Genomic DNA, 21,064 nt, shown 5'->3' on the forward strand with positions numbered 1-21,064 from the left:
CAATTGGATAAAATTTAGAACAAAAAAATCCAAGACAAAGTCTCGGATTTCTAATATTATATAGTTTATAAATCAATCAATTCCTAAAACTTATACTCTCCTAAAGGTTTTGGAAACTTCTCTGGATTTGCAGCTAAATGATAACGAGGATCATCTATATCTTCTACAATAATATCTGTAAAAATTGGGCTAGCTTTATAGAGTAAAACCTTACAATCTTCACTTAAATGTTTTAGAATTATTTTCTTGTTAGCAGCTTGGTATTTTTCAACCAAAGCAAAAATAGCTTCAATAGCAGAATGATCTGAAACACGTGCTTCTACAAAATCAATTTCTACGTTATCTGGGTCATTTTTAACATCGAATTTTTCGTTGAAAGCAGCAATACTTCCAAAAAATAAAGGTCCCCAAATTTCGTACACTTTGGTTCCATCTTCTCTAAAACGCTTTCTAGCTCTAATTTTCTTCGCATTTTCCCATGCAAAAGCTAAAGCAGAAATAATAACACCTACAAAAACTGCAATCGCTAAATCGTAAATTACAGTAACAGCAGAAACTGTAATTAAAACAAAAGCATCCGATTTTGGAATTTTCTTTAAAATTCTAAAACTAGACCAAGCAAAAGTTTCAATCACCATCATAAACATCACCCCAATTAACGCTGCAATTGGTACTTGTTCAATTAATTTATCAGTAAAAAGAATAAAGGTTAATAAGGTAATTGCCATCATAATTCCAGACAAACGTCCACGTCCACCAGCATTAATGTTGATGACTGTTTGCCCAATCATTCCACAACCACCTGTTCCACCAAAAAGACCGCTTAAAATATTTCCAGCACCTTGAGCTACGCATTCTTTATTTCCATTTCCTCTGGTTTCTGTTAATTCATCTACCAAGTTCATTGTCATTAAAGATTCAATTAAACCCACAGAAGCTGCTAAAAAAGCAAAAGGTAAAATAAAAGTAAGTGTATCTAAATTAAAAGGTAAGTTTTGCCAAAGTTCTACATTTGGAGTTGGGAATTCGCCTTTTAAACCAGTTCCTCCACCCTCTATAATATAAGAGCCTACTGTAGAAACGTCCATTCCAGAAAAAACCACAATTCCTGTAGTTACTAAAATAGCCGTTAAAGAAGCCGGTAATTTTTTAGTAATTTTTGGTAACACCCAAATAATTGCCATAGTTAAAGCTACCAAACCTAGCATAATATAGAGTTCTGTGCCTTGCATATAAGAACTTACGTATGTTTTTACACCATCTGCAGAAACTTCTAAAGATTTGTGTGTAAACATTTTTACTTGTGCCCAAAAAATTACGATAGCTAATCCGTTTACAAAACCCATCATTACAGAATGAGGAATTAAACGCACAAAACGCCCTAATTTAAAAACACCTGCCAAAATTTGAATAACGCCCATTAAAATAACACAAGCCAACAAATAAAAATAACCCATATTATCAATTGGCGTATCAAACAACATTCCTTTTGTGTGTCCTTCAGCAATCATGGTTACAAAAATAACAGCAACTGCACCAGCTGCACCAGAAATTAAACCTGGTCGTCCACCAAAAATAGCTGTAATTAAACCAATAATAAATGCACCAGAAAGCGCCACTAAAGGATCTATTTGTGCTACAAATGCAAAAGCTACTACTTCAGGAATCATAGCAAGCGAAACTGTAATTCCTGCTAAAACATCGTCTTTTGCGTTTGGCGTTATTTTTTTGATAAAATTTGTCATTGTATTTAGCTTATTTTTAGAAGGGGGCAAAGATAGAATGTTTTTTTAGAAAACTAGAAATCTTTATAAGTATCGTACACTAATTTAATATTTGCATAGGTATTTTGCAAGGCTTCTTTAGTTTGATGCTCATTTTTGAAAACAACATCTGTAATTCCTTCTTCAAGTTGTGGTTTTAAATCGCCTTTAAAATCAGAAATCATTAAAAACCAATGTGTTTCTTTTAATCGAATTCCGTTTTGAAAATAAATATGATAGGTAATGAGTAGTTTTTTTTCGATGGATACATTACAAATGCCACATTCTTCTTCAACTTCTCTGATGGCAGCAGTTTCAATCGTTTCGCCTTTTTCGATTCTTCCTTTTGGTAAATCCCAAATATTATTTCTATAAATAAAAAGGACTTCTTTTTCATCATTTAAAACCAAACCACCAGCAGCAGGAACCACTTTTAGGTTCTTTAAAAAGGAGTTCCAATCGTTTTCTAAATCTACAGAATAGAGGTTGATGCCTTTAATATTTTCATTTTGAAGCTTGTAAACGATTTCATCAAAAGCAATATCTTTAAAAAGATATACAGGAAAATTATTTTCTTTTTTCGACGAAGATGTTACAATTATTGGTTTATCATTTATAAAAACTTTATACATTTGCGACATGATTAGGAACAAAGATACTTCAAAAAAAACGGCTGAACTTTTATTGCAAATAAAAGCGATTAAATTAAATCCAAGCGAACCTTTTCAGTGGGCTTCTGGTTGGAAATCTCCTATTTATTGTGATAATAGGATAACACTTTCTTACCCTTCTGTTCGTGTCTTTCTAAAAGAAGAAATTGCTAAAATTACAGAATTAGAGTATGGCAAGCCAGATGTTATTGCAGGTGTTGCCACTGGTGCCATTGCTATTGGTATTTTAGTAGCGCAAGAATTGGGTGTGCCTTTTGTATATGTTAGGCCAGAACCAAAATCTCATGGTAGAAAAAACCAAATTGAAGGGCATTTAGAACGTGGACAAAATGTGGTGGTTATCGAAGATTTAATTAGCACAGGAAACAGTAGTTTAAATGCGGTTGCAGCTTTAAAAGAAGCTGGTGCTGTTGTAAAAGGAATGGTGGCTATTTTTTCTTACGGATTTGATGTAGCTACTCAAAATTTTAAGGAGAAAAACATTGCATTAAAAACATTAAGTAACTACGAAAACTTGTTAGAGCAAGCCTTAGATAGTAATTATATTTCTGAAAAAGAATTGCTTACCTTGCAAGAATGGAGAGCAAATCCTAGTCAGTGGAAACAATAAATAAAAAATCAATCAAAAATGAATATTGAAGGTAATAAAGTAATTGTACAGAAATCTCAAAAAGAAACATTCGAGTTTTTATCAGATTTAAAGAATTTTGAGCAATTAATGCCAGCATCTATCCAAAAATTTGAAGTTGAAGGAGATTCTTTTATTTTTGGTTTAAAAGGAATGCCAGAAATTAGATTGGTTTTAAAGGATTCCACACCATATTCTAACATTACATTAGGGGCTGCTAGTAGCAAATTAGATTTTCAGTTAGTAGCAGATATTGCTACTATTAATGACACTTCAAGTGAAGTTCAATTAGAATTTAATGGAAAATTTAATGCAATGATGGCAATGATGGTAAAAAAACCTTTGAATAGTTTTATTGAAACCTTAACAGCTAATTTACAAAAGGTTTAGGCGATAGAAATATAAAATTAAAATTCTGAATAAATTCAAATAATTAAACGATTTCATAATTGTTCAAGTTAGTGAAATCCTATTTAACATTTTAAGAGAAGAAATTCGTGAATTCGTGGCTAATTTGTAAAAATTTTGTGTTTTTACAATGATAATTTTAAGCCAAAGAAATTTCTTTAATTCCGAATTCTTTAACGGTTTCATCCTCTAGTTCAACAAGAAGATTTCCAGAGTTAGAAATTCCAGTAATAATTCCCATAAACAAAACATCGTTACTATCTTTAAACATAGTTGGGATGTTTTTTTTGTACAACACTTTTAAATAATCGTTTTCCAGTTCCTCATATTTTTTCGAAACTAAAAGCTGTATTTTTTCTTTAATTTTTTCAATCAACCTTAAAAGGAGTGCATCCAAATTAAAATTGAAGTCTTTAATTTTTTTTAAAGAAGTTACATTTTTTAAAAATTCAGGAAATTCAGTTTGATTTACATTCAGCCCAATTCCTACAATTGTCGCATAAATTTTATGATTTCTGATATTATTTTCAATCAGAATTCCACAAATTTTATTTTTTGCTGACAGAATGTCGTTTGGCCATTTGATACTCGGTTTTGGTATTTCCTCTTCAAGAAGCACGTTAAAAATTGCCAAGCTAATCGCAAAATTTAAGTATTTTTGTTGATGAATTTCTAAATCAAAATCTTTAATAAATACACTTATAGTAAGGTTTTTATGAGGTTCTGAAATCCAAGAATTAGATTGTTGTCCACGTCCTTTTGTCTGCTCTTTTGTAGTAACAACTGTAAAGTTTTCTAATGCAGAATTTTGAGCCATTTCTTTTAAAAATGAACTAGTAGAGGCAATGGCATTAAGTTTGATTAATTTCAACTGTTAAATAATGTGTAAAGTAGTTCAAAATTACACATAATACTCGCAAAATTATAATAACTTTGTAAAAATTTAGAGAATACAATTAATGGCAAAAAAGCAAGTAAACATAGACGAATTAATCTCTTTGATTATTAAAGGTATAGATGATGTAAAAGGAGAAAACATTCAACTATTAGATTTAAGAGAGATAGAAAATACGGTTTGCGATTATTTTATTATTTGTTCAGGAAATTCTAATACGCAAGTAAATGCAATTTCTGGATCTGTACAAAAAGTAGTTAGTAAAGAAATAAAAGACAAACCTTGGCATATTGAAGGACAAACGAACTCTGAATGGGTTTTAATGGATTACGTAAATGTTGTGGTTCATATTTTTCAAAAGCATGTTAGAGATTATTATGACATTGAAAGCCTTTGGGGTGATGCAAAAATTACCGAAATTAACCCAGTTTAACCCTATTCATTTTACAACACATGAGTGATAAAAATAAAGATAAAGACAACAAACCTAACTTACCAAAACTTAAATTTAGTTCTTATTGGATCTATGGTGCAGTTTTAATAGCAATTATAGCTGTACAATTTTTTAGTAGTGGAGATTTAGCTTCTAAAAGTATTTCAAAAAACAAATTTGATGAAATTTTAAGAGATAACGATATTAAAAAAATCGTTGTGATTAATAAAGACGTTGCTCAAGTTTTTTTAACAGAAGATGCTTTAAAAAAATCGAAACACAAAGAATTTACAAATTCTACCTTTTATAGACCAGGTTCACCTGTTTACGAATATAATTTCGGAGACCAAAGAACATTTGAAGAAAATATAAAAATAGCAAAAGAAGAAAAACCAGACTTAATTGTAGATATCGAAAACAAAGAAAAAACAAGTGTTTTCGATGCTATTATTAGCTTTTTACCTTTCATCATATTAATCGCTATTTGGTTATTTTTTATGAGAAGAATGTCTGGAGGAGGCTCTGGAGGTGGAGGTGGAGGTCAAATTTTTAGCATCGGAAAATCGAAAGCTAAATTATTTGATAAAGATACCAAAGTAAAAACTACATTCGAAAATGTTGCTGGATTAGAAGGCGCAAAAGAAGAGGTACAAGAAATTGTGGATTTCTTAAAAAACCCAGATAAATATACTTCTTTAGGAGGTAAAATACCAAAAGGAGCTTTATTAGTAGGACCTCCAGGAACTGGTAAAACGTTATTAGCAAAAGCTGTTGCAGGAGAAGCTGGTGTGCCATTTTTCTCTTTATCAGGATCAGATTTTGTAGAAATGTTTGTTGGTGTAGGTGCTTCTAGAGTTAGAGATTTATTTAAGCAAGCTGCACAAAAATCTCCTTCTATTATTTTTATTGATGAGATTGATGCCATTGGTAGAGCTCGTGGAAAAAATAGTATGACTGGTGGAAATGACGAACGTGAAAATACCTTGAACCAGTTATTAACTGAAATGGATGGTTTTGGAACAGACGTAAATGTAATTGTTATTGCAGCAACTAACAGAGCAGATGTTTTAGATAGTGCATTAATGAGAGCAGGTCGTTTTGACCGTCAAATTTATGTTGATTTACCAGATATTAGAGAAAGACAAGAAATTTTTGAAGTGCATATTAAGCCTTTAAAAATGGCAGATGACGTAAATATTGAATTTTTAGCACAACAAACACCAGGATTTTCTGGAGCTGATATTGCCAATATGTGTAATGAAGCTGCCCTAATTGCTGCAAGGCAAGGTAAAAAAGCAATTCATCACCAAGATTTTTTAGATGCTGTTGATAGAATTGTGGGTGGTTTAGAAAAGAAAAAGAAGAGAATTACACCAAAAGAAAAAGAAGTAATTGCTTTTCACGAAGCTGGTCATGCTACAGTAAGCTGGATGTTAGAACATGCTGCACCATTAGTAAAAGTTACAATTGTACCTAGAGGACAATCTCTTGGAGCTGCTTGGTATTTGCCAGCAGAAAGATTAATTGTGCAAACTGAGCAAATGTTAGATGAAATGTGTGCTACTTTAGGAGGTAGAGCAGCAGAAAAAATCATCTTTAATAAGATTTCTACAGGTGCATTAAGCGATTTAGAAAAAGTTACCAAGCAAGCTAGAGCAATGGTTACAGTTTATGGTTTGAATGATAAAGTTGGTAATATTACCTATTATGATTCTACAGGAAACGATTCTTTTGTAAAGCCTTATAGCGAAGAAACAGGAAAAACGATTGATAAAGAAATTTCTAAGATGATAGAAATTCAATACGAAAGAGCTGTTGAATTGTTATCAAATAACAAAGAAAAATTAACAGTACTTGCTGAATTGTTATTAGAAAAAGAAGTTATTTTTAAAGACGATTTACAAAAAATCTTTGGGAAAAGACCTTTTGAAGAAGATGAGGAAGCTGGTGATGTTATCAAAGAAGAAAACGTTCCTACAGTAGAAAAAATACCTGAAGCATAGTCTTAAATGAATCTTTTCAAAAAAATTTTTAACTTTCCTATTAAAGAGGATGACGAAATTAAAAAGCAAGAAGTAAAACTTTCTCTTGATGATCTTTTTGTACATAATTTTGTAAAAAAGGGAGGTAAATTTTTATACAACATCAATAAGCAAGAACTTGTTAGTAATTTTAAAAAAGTTATCGCAGAAAATAACTGGGAAGATATTCATCTTTTAGATCAAAGATTAGATTTTTTATTCGACAAAAAAACTTTAAATGTTGTGTCTTCTTACAACGAAGACACAACAATTCTTACTTCTTGTGAGCATTTAATTGCAGAAAATGGCGATATATTATTTTCATCAAATCAATTAAAAAGTACTCGATTAAAAGAATTTCCGCAAAATTTTATTGTTTTTGCTACTACAAGTCAATTAGTTAAAGATACAGGTCAGGGTTTAACAGGAATTAAAACTAAGTTTAAAAGTAGTTTACCTACCAATATTACTTCCGTCAAAGATTATAACATTAATAATAATGAGGATAATTTTTTAAACCATGGAAACAATAACTCAAAAAACTTATATTTGCTGCTGTTAGAAGATTTATAATATGCGCAACCTTTTAAGAAGGCTTTTTTCTGGAATTGTTTACATTTTAATTTTTGTCTCTTCCATTCTTTTTTCTCAAGAATCCTATATTGCTTTAGTTACAATATTTGGTTTTTTATCTATCTGGGAATTTTCTAAGATGATAAAGACTAAAAATTACGCTGCCTATATTTTCTTCCCTTTTGTGTTGTTTTTAATGATGCAAAGACAAGAGAGTTTTATTGTAACAGGTATTTTAGTAATTACATTGTTATCTTCTCTTTTTTTAATATATCAATTATTTGCAGAGAAAGTTGTTGCATTTTCTAACGATCGTTTAAAATTAGGCGTAACAATTAGATACATTATTTTTTCGATGTGTTTTTTAATTATGTTACCTTTTTATAAAAATACTTTCCATCCATACTTAATGATTAGCATTTTATGCATTATTTGGGTAAATGATTCTTTTGCCTTTTTAATTGGTAAAAACTTCGGGAAAAATAAATTATTTCCATCAGTATCACCCAAAAAAACAGTTGAAGGTCTTTTTGGAGGTTTAACTTTCTCTTTAATTGCAGGGTTGTTCATTAGTAAGTTTAATTTAGATTTTTCTTTATTAAACTGGTTAATTATTGCTGTAATTGTATCGTTAGTAGGTACTATTGGAGATTTAGTAGAATCAAAATTTAAACGACAAGCAAACATTAAAGATAGTGGAAATATAATGCCTGGTCATGGAGGTATTTTAGATAGATTAGATAGCTTGTTGTTTGCTGCGCCATTTGTATATTTGTATATTAACTTTATTATTTAAAAATGATTCGATTTCATAAAGAAGGCTATAAAATCATCGTAATTACTTTTATTATTGTAATTGCTATTATATTATCCGTAGAAAGGTTTATTGATATTATTTGGATAACCAAATCAATTCAAGTTTTTGCTCTTGTATTTCTAATTATTGTATTGCAGTTTTTTAGAAACCCAAAAAGAGTTTCAATATTAGATGAAAACACAATTATTGCACCTGTAGATGGTAAAGTTGTTGTGATAGAAGAAGTTGAAGAACCAGAATATTTTAAAGATAAAAGATTACAAATATCAATTTTTATGTCTCCAATAAATGTGCACGTTACAAGATATGCCATGAGTGGAGTTATAAAATATAGCAAATACCATCCAGGTAAATATTTGGTTGCTTGGCATCCAAAAGCATCTACCGAAAACGAAAGAACTACAGTTGTCATCGATAATAATGTTATTGGAGAAATTTTGTACAGACAAATTGCTGGAGCACTAGCAAAACGAATTGTAAATTATGCTAAAGAAGGAGAAAATGTTGTACAAGGTACAGATGCAGGATTTATAAAGTTTGGTTCTAGAGTAGATGTATATTTACCTTTAGGAACAAAAGTTAATGTAAAATTAGGAGATAAAGTAAAAGGTGGTGTCCAAGTTATCGCAGAAAAATAATACTGAACTAGACAAAGAGTATAAAGCTGCTTTTGATAAAATATCAAAGTTAAAGCAAGCTCTTGCTCCAGATATTATGCTAAAATTTTATGCCTATTATAAGCAGGCAAATTTTGGTAATAAATCAATTGTTAAGAGCGGTTCAGATGTTAGAAGTGCGTTTAAATTTAATGCTTGGGTACAATTAAAAGGAATGAGTTCAGAACAGGCAAAAAAAGAATATATAGAATTAGCGAATTCAATTTAATTTCGAAGCTATATATAGTTTAAACCATTTAAAATTACTTTAAAGTTTTAAAAACTTTTTCTTTATAAAATATTAAAAAATATCCGAGTAATAAACTCGGATATTTTATTTTATAAATTATTTAAAGCTTTTTTGAGCGTTTCAAACTGAAAAGAATACCCGTTTTTTTCTATTTTTTTTGATGAAATTCTACTGCCCTCTAAAAGAATTTTAGACATGTCACCAAATAATAATTTCAACATAAAACTAGGAACACAAATGCCAATATAAGGTCTGTTGATGCTTTTTGCTAATGCTTTAGAAAACGTTGTACTTGTGTGATGTTTTGGTCCAACAGCATTAAATACACCCTTTAAATTACCTTCAATAGCTTGAATATACATTGCACATAGATCATCAATATGAATCCATGGCATATATTGCTTTCCAGAACCTAAAGGCGATATTACTGGCAATCTCATTTTGTCTAAAGCACCACCTTTTTCAGATAACACAATTCCAGTTCTTAAAATAGTAACAGGAATTTCTAAACTTTCAAATTGATGGGCAGCATTTTCCCATTTTTCGCAAACTTCACCTAAAAAATCGTTGCCAACTTTGTCTTTTTCAGTGAAAATTTTATCGGTTGTAACTGCTCCATAATAACCACTTCCAGAAGCTGAAATAAATCCTTTTAAGTTGATGTTCTCTTTTTTGATAGTTTCAAAAAGCAGATTTGCACTTTCAACTCTACTATCAATTATTACTTTTTTTCTTTCGTTTGTCCAACGTTCATCAGCAATTCCTGCTCCAGCCAAATGAATGATGTAATCTGTATTTTTAAAAGCTTTTTTATCAATAGTTTTTTTCTGAAGATCCCATTGATATTCATTTTCAGCATCAGCACTTCTTGTAAGTATTGCTACTTCATGGTTCTTATCCTTTAACAATTTTGTAAGTCTACTGCCTACTAAACCTGTACCTCCTGTAATTAAAATTTTTGCCATACGTAAATATAAAGAAGAAAAATCTTTTTTGCGAACTATATTTATAGATTAAACTAATTTAAAAATAAGCCCTAACTTTATTTCTAAAACTATTCTTTAGTAGGAATTGGAGGTGGTCCTTCAGGAATAATTGCCTTATATACTTCATCTCCTTTACGTTCTTTATATTCTGCTTTTACTTTGGCAACCAACTCCGGATTTTCGAACAAATCTAACATAGTCATAGACATTGCTTTGCTAGAATATAGCATTCCTTTATGACCAATGCTCATTCCTCCACAAGCTACAACAGCCCACGAATGCCAAGGTGTATCAATAGGAGCAGTTGTTACTCTTAAATTGATGTTGGCAACATTCCAACTTACATCACCAACATCCGTACTTCCTCCACCAGAATTTTTTAAGGTTGTTCTTAAAGGATTGATGTTAGAATCCATTCCTAATTGTTTTTTACCTGTTACTTCTTGAATTTTTTTTCCGAAAGTAATTTCATCATCTGTATATTTTATGGGACCTAATAACTCTAGATTTTTTTGCATGATTGCTCCCCCAGTTCTATTTACTAAAACTTCGTAAATACCAGAAATTAACGATACTTTGTACTCTACATTTGCTAGAATTGCAGCACCTTCTGCCATTTTCTTTACTTGTTCATAAACTGGCAACATTCCAGAACGTTTAGAATCTCTAACTCTTACCCAAAGTCGGGAATAATCTGGAACAACATTTACTACTTGTCCACCATCTTGAATATGATAATGCATTCTAACAGTTGGTTTTACGTGTTCTCTGTAATAATTGATTCCTGCTGTATAAAGTTCTAAAGCATCAGAAGCAGACCTTCCATTCCAAGGATCTGCAGCAGCGTGTGCAGCTTGCCCAAAAAACTCTACTTTAAAATCTACTAAAGCCAAAGAACTTTGCACATCTGCCTCTGTAACTGGTGCAGGATGCCAGCTGATATTTACATCTACATCATCCCAAAGGCCAGCATTTACCATCCAGATTTTTCCGAAAAACTTTTCTTCAGAAGGAGTTCCAAAAAACTTTACAGTTCCTTTTATTTTGCCTTGCTCAATTAACTCTTTTATGGCAACAGCAGCACCCAAACTGCCTGCTCCAAATAAATTATGTCCACATCCATGACCTGGATTTCCTTCTGTAATTGGTGATTTTGTTGGTACTGGATTTTGAGATAAACCAGGTAAAGCATCAAATTCGCCTAACACACTTATAACAGGTTTCCCAGAACCATAAGTTGCTACAAAAGCAGTTGGCATTTCTGCAACGCCTCTTTCTATGGTAAAACCTTGTTTTTCTGCGTAGTCTGATAATATTTTTGAAGATTCAGTTTCTTCGAAAGCTGTTTCTGCAGCTTGCCAGATTTTATCACTAATTTCGATCAAAGCATTTTGATGCTTTTCTATGGATTGTACTAATGCTTGTTTATTTTTTGAAAGTTTTTGACTTTGTAAAGTACAAATTGTAAAAAGTAAAACAAATAGTACTACTTTTTTTAAGGTGAAGTTTTTCATTGGAAAGTTGTTTTTTCAAATATAATGAAAAAACAATTTTTTTATTTTATTCTTTTTAACTTTATGTCTTTTAAAAATTCGCTAGTGTGATTCTGAATATTTGTTGTTTGTTTTAATGACTTATATTAAAAATTAACAAAGTTATTTAAAAGTAAGTTAAGAAGTAAAACAAACTACTCCACAACACTATCAATTAAAATCGTAATTAAATCAATAGCAGCTTGCGCAATTTTTGTTCCAGGGCCAAAGATACCAACAGCACCAGCATCGAATAAAAATTGATAATCTTGAGCAGGAATTACCCCACCAACAATCACCATAATATCTTCTCTTCCGTGTTTTTTGAGTTCTGCAATTACCTGAGGCACTAACGTTTTATGGCCAGCAGCTAAAGAAGAAATTCCTAAAATATGGGCATCATTTTCTACAGCTTGCTTGGTCGCTTCTTCTGGTGTTTGAAAAAGAGGACCAATATCTACATCAAAACCTAAATCTGCATAGCCAGTGGCTACAACCTTTGCACCTCTATCATGACCATCTTGCCCTAATTTGGCAATCATAATTCTTGGACGTCTTCCTTCCAATTCAGCAAATTTATCTGCTAATTTAGAAGCTTTTTTAAATAATTTATCGTCTTTTATCTCCTTACTATACACACCAGATATGGTTTTAGTCACAGCTTTATGTCTTCCAAAAATAACTTCTAAAGCATCAGAAATTTCACCTAAAGTCGCTCTGTTTTTTGCAGCTTTTACTGCTAAATCTAATAAATTTTCTTTACCAGATTTTGCAGCATTGGTTAAATTTACTAAACATTTTTCAACTTCTGCAGTATTTCTTTCTGCTTTTAGTTGATGTAAACGCTCAATTTGAGATTTTCTTACAGCTTCATTATCAACTTCTAAAATATGTAAAGGGTCTTCTTGTTTTAGTTTGTATTTATTAACACCAACAATTACATCTTGTCCACTATCAATTTTAGCCTGTTTTTTTGCAGCGGCTTCTTCAATTCGTAATTTCGGAATTCCCTTTTCAATAGCTTTGGTCATTCCACCTAAATCTTCAACTTCTTCGATTAACTCCCAAGCTTTGTTGGCAATTTCTTCTGTTAATTTTTCAACATGATAACTTCCAGCCCAAGGATCAACTGTTTTGGTAATGTGGGTTTCTTCTTGTAAAAATATTTGTGTGTTTCTGGCAATTCTAGCAGAAAAATCTGTGGGCAAAGCAATGGCTTCATCTAACGCATTTGTGTGTAAACTTTGTGTACCTCCAAAAACGGCAGCCATGGCTTCAATAGTTGTTCTAGCAACATTATTAAAAGGATCTTGTTCTGTTAAAGACCAACCACTTGTTTGGCAATGTGTTCTTAAAGCTAACGATTTTTGATTTTTAGGATTGAATTGCTTCACAATTTTGGCCCACAACATTCTTGCTGCTCTTAATTTGGCAACTTCTGTAAAATGATCCATTCCAATAGCCCAGAAAAACGATAGTCTTGGTGCAAAAGCATCAATATCCATTCCTGTTTCAATTCCTTTTTTAATATATTCTAAACCATCAGCTAAGGTATATGCTAGTTCAATTTCTGCTGTGGCTCCAGCTTCTTGCATGTGATACCCAGAAATAGAAATCGAATTGTATTTTGGCATATGTTTGCTGGTATATTCAAAAATATCAGCAATAATTTTCATAGATGGAGCAGGAGGATAGATGTACGTATTTCGTACCATAAACTCTTTTAAAATATCATTCTGAATAGTTCCAGATAACAATTCAGGAGCAACTCCTTGTTCTTCTGCAGCAACAATATAAAACGCTAAAATGGGCAAAACAGCACCATTCATAGTCATAGAAACCGACATTTTATCCAAAGGAATTTGATCGAACAAAACCTTCATATCTTCAACAGAATCTATGGCAACTCCAGCTTTACCAACATCTCCTTGCACACGTGGATGATCAGAATCATACCCTCTGTGAGTGGCTAAATCAAAAGCAACAGACAAGCCTTTTTGGCCAGCTTCTAAATTTCTCCTGTAAAAAGCATTGCTTTCTTCTGCAGTAGAAAAACCTGCATATTGTCTTATTGTCCAAGGTCTGCGAACATACATTGTAGAGTATGGACCTCTTAAATTTGGGGCAATTCCTGCAACGAAATCTTCGTGCTTTCTAGTTATGAGTTTTGAGTTATGGGTTTTGAGTTGCTCATCAGACTCCAAACTCTGAACTCTGAACTCTGAACTTTTTAACTTGATTTTGGAAACATCTTTTCTACTCATTGTCTAAACGTTGTTTTTCAATTGATTCAGAAAGTCGTTTTCTTACAATTGGAGTTATTAATGTTTTTATATTTCTTTGTTTTACAAAAGGATACAATTCCAAATCTTGCTTCATTTTGTCAGCTTTGTTAATCTGCATGTTGGTTCCTAATAAAACAATTTTGTTATGATTAAAGCTTTCTTCTTCTTTTAATGCAGCTTCACTAATTTTTCTTTGGATGACTCCTGCTTTTAATTGCTGTAAAAACCCGCCAGCTTTCTCTATTTGTTGAAAAATAGCCAATGCTTTTTCTGCTAATTGATTGGTAATTGTTTCAATATAATAAGCACCATCAGCAAAATTTTGCGCTTCTTTTAAGTAACTTTCTTGTTGTAAAATTAAGAGTTGATTCCTTGAAATTCGTTCGCCAAATTCATTTGACTTATGATAAATTTCATCATAAGAAACATTAGAAATGGTGTTTGAACTGCCTAAAATTGCACTCATACACTCAGAAGTAGTTCGCAACATATTTACATTATAATCATAAATAGTTTTGTTGCGTAAACTTGGTTGTGTAAAAATATGTGCCTCCCCATTTTTTACATCATATTCATTTAAAAGCGATTCCCATAAAATTCGGAAAGCTCTTAATTTGGCAATTTCAAAAAAGTAATTGCTACCAACAGCAAAATTAAAATGGATTTTAGAAGCTACTTCTTTTCCAAAATGGTTCAAATATTCGTTAGCATGTGCTAATGTATATGCCAATTGTTGACTAATATTTGCACCTGCATTTTGATATAAATCTCCAGAAACAGAAATGCAATTGTTAGAAACTTCAACAATCTTTTCTAATTGTTGATGATCTTCTTTTAGGTTTATAAACCAATTACCAACTTCAGCCAAATTCCCAATAATATCAGTCTGAATAAAGGTGTTTTCTGAATCACAAAATTCAGCAAGTTTGGTTTGAAAATCTGAATCTAAAAAAGTGAATTTGAAATATAATAAAGTTTTACCTGGAAATCCTTTTATTAAAGTTTTAGGATCAAATGGTTTTGATGCTTTAAATTGAATTGTATTTGCACCTCTTTTTAAGGCGTTAAGAGCCAAAGAATTTGCTATTTTTTCATCATCAACAAAAATAGTTTGACAAATATTATAGCCTTTTTTTGGGATGTTTATTTTTGTATTTGTCCTATCTTCTTTGGTGTAAAAAGGTCTTACCGTAATTCCTTCATCTGTTTGCCAAAGTAAGGTTTCGTTATAATCTGCACCTTTTAAATCTACTTGAATTTTTTGTTTCCAAGTTGCAGGTGTTATGGGTTCAAAATCTTCAAATAAAAAGTTGCTCATTATTTTTTTATGGTATCAAATTCAATAATATAAATATCTTCGTTCTCTTTTTTCATCAAATATTGTTCTCTCGCAAAACGTTCTAATTCTAAAGAATCTTGCAATTTTTTGATGGTTTCTTTGTCTTTCGAAATTTTATCTTCGTAAAAAGAAATGGTGCTTTCTAAATCCTCTATTTCTGAATTAAATTTTCGATGAATTAAATAAGAATTTTCATCAAAAAAGAGCATCCAAATAATAAAAGGAATTAAAATAATTACAAAAATATTTGTAAGAATTTTAAATAAGGAATTACTTTTTAAACGTTGAAAAAAACTCATTATAAGCGCTCATTTATCACACTTCTTACCACATCAATGGCAACAGTGTTAAATCTATCATTAGGAATTATAATGTCAGCAAAGTTTTTTGTGGGTTCTATAAACTGCAAGTGCATTGGTTTTAAAGTGTTTTGATAACGGTTTAAAACTTCATCAATATCTCTGCCTCTTTCTGTAATATCTCTTCGAACTCTCCTAATTAAACGCTCATCAGTTTCTGCGTGTACAAAGATTTTTATATCGAATAAATCACGTAATTCCTCATTGTTAAAGATAAGAATTCCTTCAACAATTATTACTTTTCTAGGATGAGTTTTTAAAAAATCTTCTGTTCTGTTATGAGTAACAAAAGAATAAACGGGTTGCTTAATTGTTTTTCCTTTCTTTAAATCTTTTAAATGCTTAATGAGCAACTCAAAATCGATAGCTCTTGGATGATCGAAATTTATTTTTGTACGTTCTTCGTAAGAAAGATTATGGGTTTCTTTGTAGTAAGAATCTTGAGAAATTACACAAACTTCATCTGTTGGTAATTGTTTAACAATTTGATTTACAACAGTTGTTTTACCACTTCCAGTTCCACCTGCAATTCCTATAATAAGCATAAATTTTGATATTTTTAGACCTACAAGGTTTTTGAAACCTTGCAGGTCTTTTGTTGATTTGATTTACGCTACGAAAATACTAAAGATTTTACAAATTGATGAAATTATTAATCTTGATTCCTTTCGCTTTTAAATCGAACATTAAATTATACAAACCAAAAAACGTTCTGTTCATATAAATAAAGTGTTTAGATCCTCTACTTGCGTTGTAAGAACGCAGTTCTGTGTTTTTAGAATATCGCTCACCAAATTCGGCTATTTTTCCAAAGAAAACTGCATCAGAAAAATCGAATTCCTCTTTATGAAAAGGTTGTGTAAAAATTGATAACATTTCATGAAACATCGATTTAAAAAACTCATACTCTTCTTTTGGATCTTCTTTTCTAAGAATATCTAATTCGAACATTTTCTCCACAAAAAGTTTTTCATCATCTAAAGTTTCTTGTCTTGCTAATACAAAATACGGGTTGTAAAAATCTAAAGGAATAATTTTCATACAACCAAAGTCTAATGCAATTAACTCACCTTTTTCAGAAATTAAAAAGTTTCCTGGATGTGGATCTGCATGCACTTTTTTCAAGTTATGAATCTGGAACATATAAAAATCCCATAAAGCTTGCCCAACTGCATTCGCTTTTTCTTGATCAGTATTTGTGTTCGTAAATTCTGATAAATGAATTCCCTTCATCCAATCCATCGTAATAATTTGCTTGGATGATAATTCTGTGTAATATCTTGGAAAAGCTAAGTTAGGAATGTGGCTACAAGCGTCTACAATTTCTTGGCTTTGCTTTACTTCTAAAAAGTAATCTGTTTCTTCTAGTAGTTTATCTTGAACTTCAAAAAAGTATTCGTCAGAAGTTTTGCCTTTCATGTTAAACATTCTAATTACAAAAGGTTTTAACATGGCTAAATCAGACTTTATACTATCTGAAACTCCTGGATATTGAATTTTAACCGCCAATTCTTTGCCATCTTTCTTAGCCTTATGAACCTGCCCAATACTTGCAGCATTGTAGGCTTTTACATCAAATTCATCATAAATTTCTGATGGAAATTTTCCAAAACTTTTTTTGAATGTTTTTAAAACCAACGCTTCAGAAAGTGGTGGAACAGAAAATTGTGCCAAAGAAAATTTTTCTACATACGCCCTTGGTAAAATACTTTTTTCCATACTTAACATTTGCGCCACTTTTAACGGACTTCCTTTTAAGTCTTTTAAGCTGTCATAAATGTCTTCTGCATTGTCTTTGTTTAATTTTTCTCTTGCAGTTTCTTCGGTTTCAGTAATTTTATTACCATAATATTTTAAATAATTCACGCCAACTTTTGCACCAGTTGTAACTAGTTTTGTGGCTCTCTGAATTTTCGTAATCGGAATTTTGCTTGCTTTTTTCATACCTTAATCCGTATTTTTTTGAAATCTTTCTTTGTAAACAAATTTCCCTAAATCAAAAACGTTTTTTAGGAATTTGTTTTCTATTAATTCGAAACTGGTACTGATTGATTTTTCTATAAAAATATCTGTTTTTTCAAAAGATTCAGATTCATCTTCTAACCAAAATTTAATAGTGATGAGCATTTGAGCCCATGCAGAATAGTTGATAAAACCTGATTGTATTTTCTCTAAACCATCAATTGGTAAAATACTTTCAGACAATGCTAAACTATCTACAAAATCTATAAAACTCTTTTTTAAGCTCGATAAAGTTTTGTATGATTTTAGTTGATTTTTGCATCCTTTTAAAACCACTTCTACATATGCTCTATTCAAAGTTAAGTTTTCGAAAAACGTAAAATAAAGACTTAATAGTTTGTTTTTTCCATCAAAAGAAACAAACTCTTCGCTTTCATTTAAAACCTCTAAAGAATTTTTAAAAAGTTCGTTAAAAATAGTTTTTTCAACCTTTTTTAAAGACTTAAAATGTTTGTAAAAATTGTCTTCATCTAAATTTACTTGTTCGCAAAAATCACTAACATCATCAGGCTTCATTTTGTGTTCAGAAACCAAATCCATGTATAAAGTTAGGATGTCTAGTTTGGAGCTATTTTTCTTTTTTTTCATCGTATAAAATCTCTTACAAAAATACGAAACGTTTGGTTGTTAAAAGAAAATGAGTCTATCTAAAAACAAAAAACCAAGTTAAAATTTAACTTGGTTTTTTTAGTAGAAAAGTGGGGACTTAAGAAGTCAATACTTTACGGAATCTTTTTTTGCCTTTTAATAAATGAGCTTTGTAAGTTTCTAAAGTATCAAAAATTAAATTTTGTTGATTTTCTAACAATTGAACGCCACCTTTTAAAGCTTTTTCTGTTACTTTTTGCCATTGACTAGCAATTGTAATAGATTCTGTAACTACTTCTTCTGTTTTGTTTAAAGCGAAATCATTTGCTTTATGAAACGATATTTTTGCAGAATCTACAGCCTTATTTACTTTTGCAGTAATTTTTTGAGTATCTATTTTTTTTGTTTTCATAATTGTTTTTTTAATTATTTACTTTCCCAATTTTTAACAGCTTCCATATCGCCTTTTAAAGCTAATTTTGCTTGTGCTTTCCAACCAGATAAATCGTAAATTTTTGCATTAACGCCAGCATCTGTTAATAATTTACCCATATTTTTCAACGTCATTTTAGAAATTTGCTCGTAAGAAGTTACGTTCAAATCGTTTAAAGACTTTTCTAAAACGGGTCCAATTCCTTTAATCACTTTTAGGTCGTTAATTACATCCGTTTTTTCAACTACTATTTTTTCTTCAATAACAACTTCTTTTTTAACAACTTTTTTCTTTGTAGTCTTTTTTGCTTTTGATGGTTTCGCATCATCTAGCTTTTCATTTACTGTATTTAAAGCATCTTCTGTATATTCTTCAATTTTTTCTTTTGCTTCATCTATAGTAGAAGAAATTGTTTTTTTAAGTTTGTCAGACATTTTTTCTGCCTTTTTAACCAATTTGTTATTAGCTACATCTTTTTCAAACTTATTTTTCATCTCCTCAGCTTTTTCAACTAAAGGATTTTCTTTGACCATTTTCTTTGCGTTTTCCATCATTTTAGGATCATAACCTACCAATGTTTTTAAACGCTCAGTACTATTTTCTAACTGACCCTTAATAGATTCTGCAGTTTCAACAACCATATTAATTTGTTGTTTGGTTAATGGTTCTGCTTTCTTTACTAATTTAGCTGTTAATTTTTGCCATTTTTCTCCTGTTTTTACAGTAGATTCAATTGCGTTGAAAGAAGCATCAATTAAATCGCTATTAATTTTCATAACGATTGCTTTTGCTTTTCCTAATTTGTTATCTTTTTTTGATTTTGACTTTTTAGTTGCCATAATATATATGTTTTAAATTTATTTAATTTTGATACTGCAAACTTACAAAACGCAAGTTGCAAATGAGTTACAAACTATTTTTTGCTAAAAAAGTCTAGTCCTTTATTTAATTTAGACCAAATCATTTTTTTACTTTTCTCTAGATTGTTAAATAATTTGTCTTGTTGTTTTTCAGAAAAATCTAATGTTTTTTTAATCGATTTTGCTGTAAATTCTTGTAATTCTTCTGCTTTGTCAATCGATTTTAAAACTACTTTTTCTGTAGTTTCTAAAGCCATATTATTTAATTTTGTGCTATTCTTTTTTATGTCTTTTGCTGATATAGTTTTCATCTTTTTTATTTTTAATTTAATTATACCCCAAATTTAAACTATCAGAGTTGCAAATGAGTTACACTTTTGATTTTGAGGTGCTAATTGCAAGAATTGGTGCGAAATATTAAGTCACTAATTATATGAATTTCATATATTTCAGGAATTTTCAATGATGAGTATGTTTTAAAATAAATTCCCAATTCCAATTTAGCAAACGTCTGTCAGGCTGAGCTTGTCGAAGACCAATAACGGCGCTTTCACAAAATAAAAAATTTTATGTGATTTCTCCTTTCGTCGAAAAGACAAAACTGTATGTTATCATGTTACTTAAAAATTAAAAGCAACTCAAATTAGAGTAATTAGTGTAATTCATGACATTTTTTTTAAAAGCAGCATAATCTAAAAGCAAACATCTGAATAATCCGTGAAATCTGTGTCCAAATCAATCAAGAAATCGCTTCAATCTCCTTCAACAACTTTTTAGTTTCAGGCAAAGGCGAAATTCCATATTCTTCCTCAAGAATATCCTCACATTTCATATAGGTTTTAATGGCTTGTGGTCTGTTACCTTTTATAATGTAAGCTTTCATCTGAATTCTGTAGGCATCTTCCCAAGTGGAATCTATTGCTAATGCTTTTTGCGCTAAACGAATACTCTCTAACGGATTTTCATCAACCAAAATTTCAGCTAGAGTAATGTAAGCTCCTAAAATTAATAATTGTGTTTTTTCTCTTTCTTCGGATGTCCAATCTTCGTAAATTCTATTGGGCAAATAAGTGCCTTTATACAATTCAATTGCTTTTTTGTAGGCAGTTTTTGCGATAGCTTTATCATTTGTAAAAGCTTCATTGCCAATTACGATATAATTTTCAAGAGCTTCTACATCAATCCAAACCTTTTCTAAATCAATTTGATAACTCACACCTTGTCTACTAATAAATTCAGGTTCAGTTCTGGAAGGTCTTTCAGGTTCTAAAGCTTTGTTGATGCCATGCAAAGCCACTTTAAAATCGCGATCGTTCCAATCTTCCCAAAGTCCGTCCATAATTTTTTCTTTATGAACCGCATTTCTTTGCCTGTTAGAAACCAAATACTGTAGCAACTGAATGGTTTTATCTCTTCCCCATTCTTTATTCTCTATTTTTTGCTGATTTCTCCAAACCACAAAATTCCCTAATGTTTCAATACGAATGGCTGCATTGTTATAAAAGGCATTGAGTTCGTTAATTTGTTGAAGAAAATCTGACATTT

The 21,064-nt window shown here is 30.7% G+C and carries 23 protein-coding genes; 8 read left to right on the forward strand and 15 right to left on the reverse strand.

Annotation, left to right across the window (positions count from 1 at the left end; all coding sequences use genetic code 11):
• Positions 1–83 precede the first annotated feature (83 nt).
• The gene (locus P161_RS0110445; RefSeq protein ID WP_026776944.1) at positions 84–1,745 is read right to left on the reverse strand and encodes a SulP family inorganic anion transporter; all 1,662 of its coding nucleotides are present in this window, start codon (positions 1,743–1,745) and stop codon (positions 84–86) included.
• A 53-nt stretch (positions 1,746–1,798) separates the two neighbouring features.
• Positions 1,799–2,395, reverse strand: a complete 597-nt coding sequence (locus tag P161_RS0110450; RefSeq protein WP_026776945.1) for an NUDIX hydrolase — start codon at positions 2,393–2,395, stop codon at positions 1,799–1,801.
• Between the two features lie 7 nt (positions 2,396–2,402).
• Between P161_RS0110450 and pyrE the strand changes: the two genes are divergently transcribed.
• Both pyrE and P161_RS0110460 read left to right on the forward strand, forming a co-directional pair.
• Positions 2,403–3,044 carry an orotate phosphoribosyltransferase gene (gene pyrE / locus P161_RS0110455; RefSeq protein ID WP_026776946.1) on the forward strand — a complete coding sequence of 214 codons (642 nt, stop codon included), beginning with the start codon at positions 2,403–2,405 and terminating at the stop codon, positions 3,042–3,044.
• 18 nt (positions 3,045–3,062) lie between these two features.
• Positions 3,063–3,452 (forward strand): hypothetical protein, encoded by a 390-nt coding sequence (locus P161_RS0110460; protein ID WP_026776947.1) that lies wholly within the window; start codon positions 3,063–3,065, stop codon positions 3,450–3,452.
• A 157-nt stretch (positions 3,453–3,609) separates the two neighbouring features.
• Here the strand turns inward: P161_RS0110460 and P161_RS0110465 are convergent, their stop codons facing one another.
• The gene (locus P161_RS0110465; protein ID WP_026776948.1) at positions 3,610–4,341 is read right to left on the reverse strand and encodes a biotin--[acetyl-CoA-carboxylase] ligase; all 732 of its coding nucleotides are present in this window, start codon (positions 4,339–4,341) and stop codon (positions 3,610–3,612) included.
• A gap of 88 nt (positions 4,342–4,429) precedes the next feature.
• Here P161_RS0110465 and rsfS point away from each other — a divergent pair, with 88 nt between their 5' ends.
• Genes rsfS through P161_RS0110495 form a run of 6 tightly spaced genes read left to right on the forward strand, consistent with a single transcriptional unit; the run spans position 4,430 to position 9,094 of the window.
• On the forward strand, positions 4,430–4,798 hold the full coding sequence (gene rsfS, locus P161_RS0110470; RefSeq protein ID WP_026776949.1) for a ribosome silencing factor: 369 nt from the start codon (positions 4,430–4,432) through the stop codon (positions 4,796–4,798).
• A gap of 20 nt (positions 4,799–4,818) precedes the next feature.
• Positions 4,819–6,801 carry an ATP-dependent zinc metalloprotease FtsH gene (gene ftsH / locus P161_RS0110475; protein WP_026776950.1) on the forward strand — a complete coding sequence of 661 codons (1,983 nt, stop codon included), beginning with the start codon at positions 4,819–4,821 and terminating at the stop codon, positions 6,799–6,801.
• A 6-nt stretch (positions 6,802–6,807) separates the two neighbouring features.
• Positions 6,808–7,392: a hypothetical protein gene (locus P161_RS0110480; protein ID WP_026776951.1), complete on the forward strand. Its 585-nt coding sequence runs from the start codon at positions 6,808–6,810 to the stop codon at positions 7,390–7,392.
• 1 nt (position 7,393) lies between these two features.
• Positions 7,394–8,188, forward strand: coding sequence for a phosphatidate cytidylyltransferase (locus P161_RS0110485; RefSeq protein WP_026776952.1), 795 nt, complete (start codon positions 7,394–7,396; stop codon positions 8,186–8,188).
• Positions 8,189–8,190: 2 nt separating this feature from the next.
• Positions 8,191–8,847: a phosphatidylserine decarboxylase family protein gene (locus tag P161_RS0110490; protein ID WP_026776953.1), complete on the forward strand. Its 657-nt coding sequence runs from the start codon at positions 8,191–8,193 to the stop codon at positions 8,845–8,847.
• Positions 8,822–9,094, forward strand: coding sequence for an acyl-CoA-binding protein (locus P161_RS0110495; protein WP_026776954.1), 273 nt, complete (start codon positions 8,822–8,824; stop codon positions 9,092–9,094). Before P161_RS0110490 ends, P161_RS0110495 begins: the two co-directional genes overlap by 26 nt.
• 110 nt (positions 9,095–9,204) lie before the next feature.
• Here P161_RS0110495 and P161_RS0110500 read toward each other — a convergent pair whose 3' ends face one another.
• The 12 genes from P161_RS0110500 to P161_RS0110555 form a co-directional block, all read right to left on the reverse strand.
• Positions 9,205–10,080, reverse strand: a complete 876-nt coding sequence (locus tag P161_RS0110500; RefSeq protein WP_026776955.1) for a TIGR01777 family oxidoreductase — start codon at positions 10,078–10,080, stop codon at positions 9,205–9,207.
• 89 nt (positions 10,081–10,169) lie between these two features.
• Positions 10,170–11,615, reverse strand: coding sequence for an amidohydrolase (locus P161_RS0110505; RefSeq protein WP_026776956.1), 1,446 nt, complete (start codon positions 11,613–11,615; stop codon positions 10,170–10,172).
• Between the two features lie 173 nt (positions 11,616–11,788).
• Entirely contained in the window at positions 11,789–13,897 is a 2,109-nt protein-coding gene (scpA, locus tag P161_RS0110510) for a methylmalonyl-CoA mutase (RefSeq protein ID WP_026776957.1), read from the reverse strand.
• A complete protein-coding gene (locus P161_RS0110515; protein WP_026776958.1) occupies positions 13,890–15,236 on the reverse strand; it encodes a methylmalonyl-CoA mutase subunit beta in 1,347 nt (448 codons plus the stop codon). The genes scpA and P161_RS0110515 overlap by 8 nt, the downstream gene beginning before the upstream one ends.
• Entirely contained in the window at positions 15,236–15,556 is a 321-nt protein-coding gene (locus P161_RS0110520) for a septum formation initiator family protein (RefSeq protein ID WP_026776959.1), read from the reverse strand. The genes P161_RS0110515 and P161_RS0110520 overlap by 1 nt, the downstream gene beginning before the upstream one ends.
• Positions 15,556–16,161: a uridine kinase gene (gene udk / locus P161_RS0110525; protein ID WP_026776960.1), complete on the reverse strand. Its 606-nt coding sequence runs from the start codon at positions 16,159–16,161 to the stop codon at positions 15,556–15,558. Before udk ends, P161_RS0110520 begins: the two co-directional genes overlap by 1 nt.
• Positions 16,162–16,249: 88 nt before the next feature.
• Positions 16,250–17,560, reverse strand: a complete 1,311-nt coding sequence (locus tag P161_RS0110530) for an AarF/ABC1/UbiB kinase family protein (RefSeq protein WP_026776961.1) — start codon at positions 17,558–17,560, stop codon at positions 16,250–16,252.
• A 3-nt stretch (positions 17,561–17,563) separates the two neighbouring features.
• Positions 17,564–18,226 (reverse strand): TetR family transcriptional regulator C-terminal domain-containing protein, encoded by a 663-nt coding sequence (locus P161_RS0110535; RefSeq protein ID WP_026776962.1) that lies wholly within the window; start codon positions 18,224–18,226, stop codon positions 17,564–17,566.
• A gap of 118 nt (positions 18,227–18,344) precedes the next feature.
• On the reverse strand, positions 18,345–18,638 hold the full coding sequence (locus P161_RS0110540; RefSeq protein WP_026776963.1) for a hypothetical protein: 294 nt from the start codon (positions 18,636–18,638) through the stop codon (positions 18,345–18,347).
• A gap of 14 nt (positions 18,639–18,652) precedes the next feature.
• Positions 18,653–19,498 carry a hypothetical protein gene (locus tag P161_RS0110545; protein WP_026776964.1) on the reverse strand — a complete coding sequence of 282 codons (846 nt, stop codon included), beginning with the start codon at positions 19,496–19,498 and terminating at the stop codon, positions 18,653–18,655.
• Between the two features lie 74 nt (positions 19,499–19,572).
• Positions 19,573–19,830: a hypothetical protein gene (locus tag P161_RS0110550; RefSeq protein ID WP_026776965.1), complete on the reverse strand. Its 258-nt coding sequence runs from the start codon at positions 19,828–19,830 to the stop codon at positions 19,573–19,575.
• Between the two features lie 428 nt (positions 19,831–20,258).
• A complete protein-coding gene (locus tag P161_RS0110555) occupies positions 20,259–21,062 on the reverse strand; it encodes a bacterial transcriptional activator domain-containing protein (protein WP_026776966.1) in 804 nt (267 codons plus the stop codon).
• Between the last annotated feature and the right edge of the window lie 2 nt (positions 21,063–21,064).

Origin of the sequence: Polaribacter sp. Hel_I_88 (assembly GCF_000687935.1) — a bacterium.
Lineage (GTDB): Bacteria > Bacteroidota > Bacteroidia > Flavobacteriales > Flavobacteriaceae > Polaribacter.

Coding starts and splice junctions, on each gene's coding strand:
- P161_RS0110480 (WP_026776951.1), top strand. CDS start 6,808: ATGAATCTTTTCAAAAAAATTTTTAACTTTCCTATTAAAGAGGATGAC.
- P161_RS0110485 (WP_026776952.1), top strand. CDS start 7,394: ATGCGCAACCTTTTAAGAAGGCTTTTTTCTGGAATTGTTTACATTTTA.
- P161_RS0110500 (WP_026776955.1), bottom strand. CDS start 10,080: ATGGCAAAAATTTTAATTACAGGAGGTACAGGTTTAGTAGGCAGTAGA.
- scpA (WP_026776957.1), bottom strand. CDS start 13,897: ATGAGTAGAAAAGATGTTTCCAAAATCAAGTTAAAAAGTTCAGAGTTC.
- P161_RS0110530 (WP_026776961.1), bottom strand. CDS start 17,560: ATGAAAAAAGCAAGCAAAATTCCGATTACGAAAATTCAGAGAGCCACA.
- P161_RS0110445 (WP_026776944.1), bottom strand. CDS start 1,745: ATGACAAATTTTATCAAAAAAATAACGCCAAACGCAAAAGACGATGTT.
- P161_RS0110540 (WP_026776963.1), bottom strand. CDS start 18,638: ATGAAAACAAAAAAAATAGATACTCAAAAAATTACTGCAAAAGTAAAT.
- udk (WP_026776960.1), bottom strand. CDS start 16,161: ATGCTTATTATAGGAATTGCAGGTGGAACTGGAAGTGGTAAAACAACT.
- P161_RS0110520 (WP_026776959.1), bottom strand. CDS start 15,556: ATGAGTTTTTTTCAACGTTTAAAAAGTAATTCCTTATTTAAAATTCTT.
- P161_RS0110460 (WP_026776947.1), top strand. CDS start 3,063: ATGAATATTGAAGGTAATAAAGTAATTGTACAGAAATCTCAAAAAGAA.
- P161_RS0110515 (WP_026776958.1), bottom strand. CDS start 15,236: ATGAGCAACTTTTTATTTGAAGATTTTGAACCCATAACACCTGCAACT.
- P161_RS0110550 (WP_026776965.1), bottom strand. CDS start 19,830: ATGAAAACTATATCAGCAAAAGACATAAAAAAGAATAGCACAAAATTA.
- P161_RS0110450 (WP_026776945.1), bottom strand. CDS start 2,395: ATGTATAAAGTTTTTATAAATGATAAACCAATAATTGTAACATCTTCG.
- P161_RS0110505 (WP_026776956.1), bottom strand. CDS start 11,615: ATGAAAAACTTCACCTTAAAAAAAGTAGTACTATTTGTTTTACTTTTT.
- P161_RS0110545 (WP_026776964.1), bottom strand. CDS start 19,498: ATGGCAACTAAAAAGTCAAAATCAAAAAAAGATAACAAATTAGGAAAA.
- ftsH (WP_026776950.1), top strand. CDS start 4,819: ATGAGTGATAAAAATAAAGATAAAGACAACAAACCTAACTTACCAAAA.
- P161_RS0110490 (WP_026776953.1), top strand. CDS start 8,191: ATGATTCGATTTCATAAAGAAGGCTATAAAATCATCGTAATTACTTTT.
- P161_RS0110535 (WP_026776962.1), bottom strand. CDS start 18,226: ATGAAAAAAAAGAAAAATAGCTCCAAACTAGACATCCTAACTTTATAC.
- P161_RS0110555 (WP_026776966.1), bottom strand. CDS start 21,062: ATGTCAGATTTTCTTCAACAAATTAACGAACTCAATGCCTTTTATAAC.
- rsfS (WP_026776949.1), top strand. CDS start 4,430: ATGGCAAAAAAGCAAGTAAACATAGACGAATTAATCTCTTTGATTATT.
- pyrE (WP_026776946.1), top strand. CDS start 2,403: ATGATTAGGAACAAAGATACTTCAAAAAAAACGGCTGAACTTTTATTG.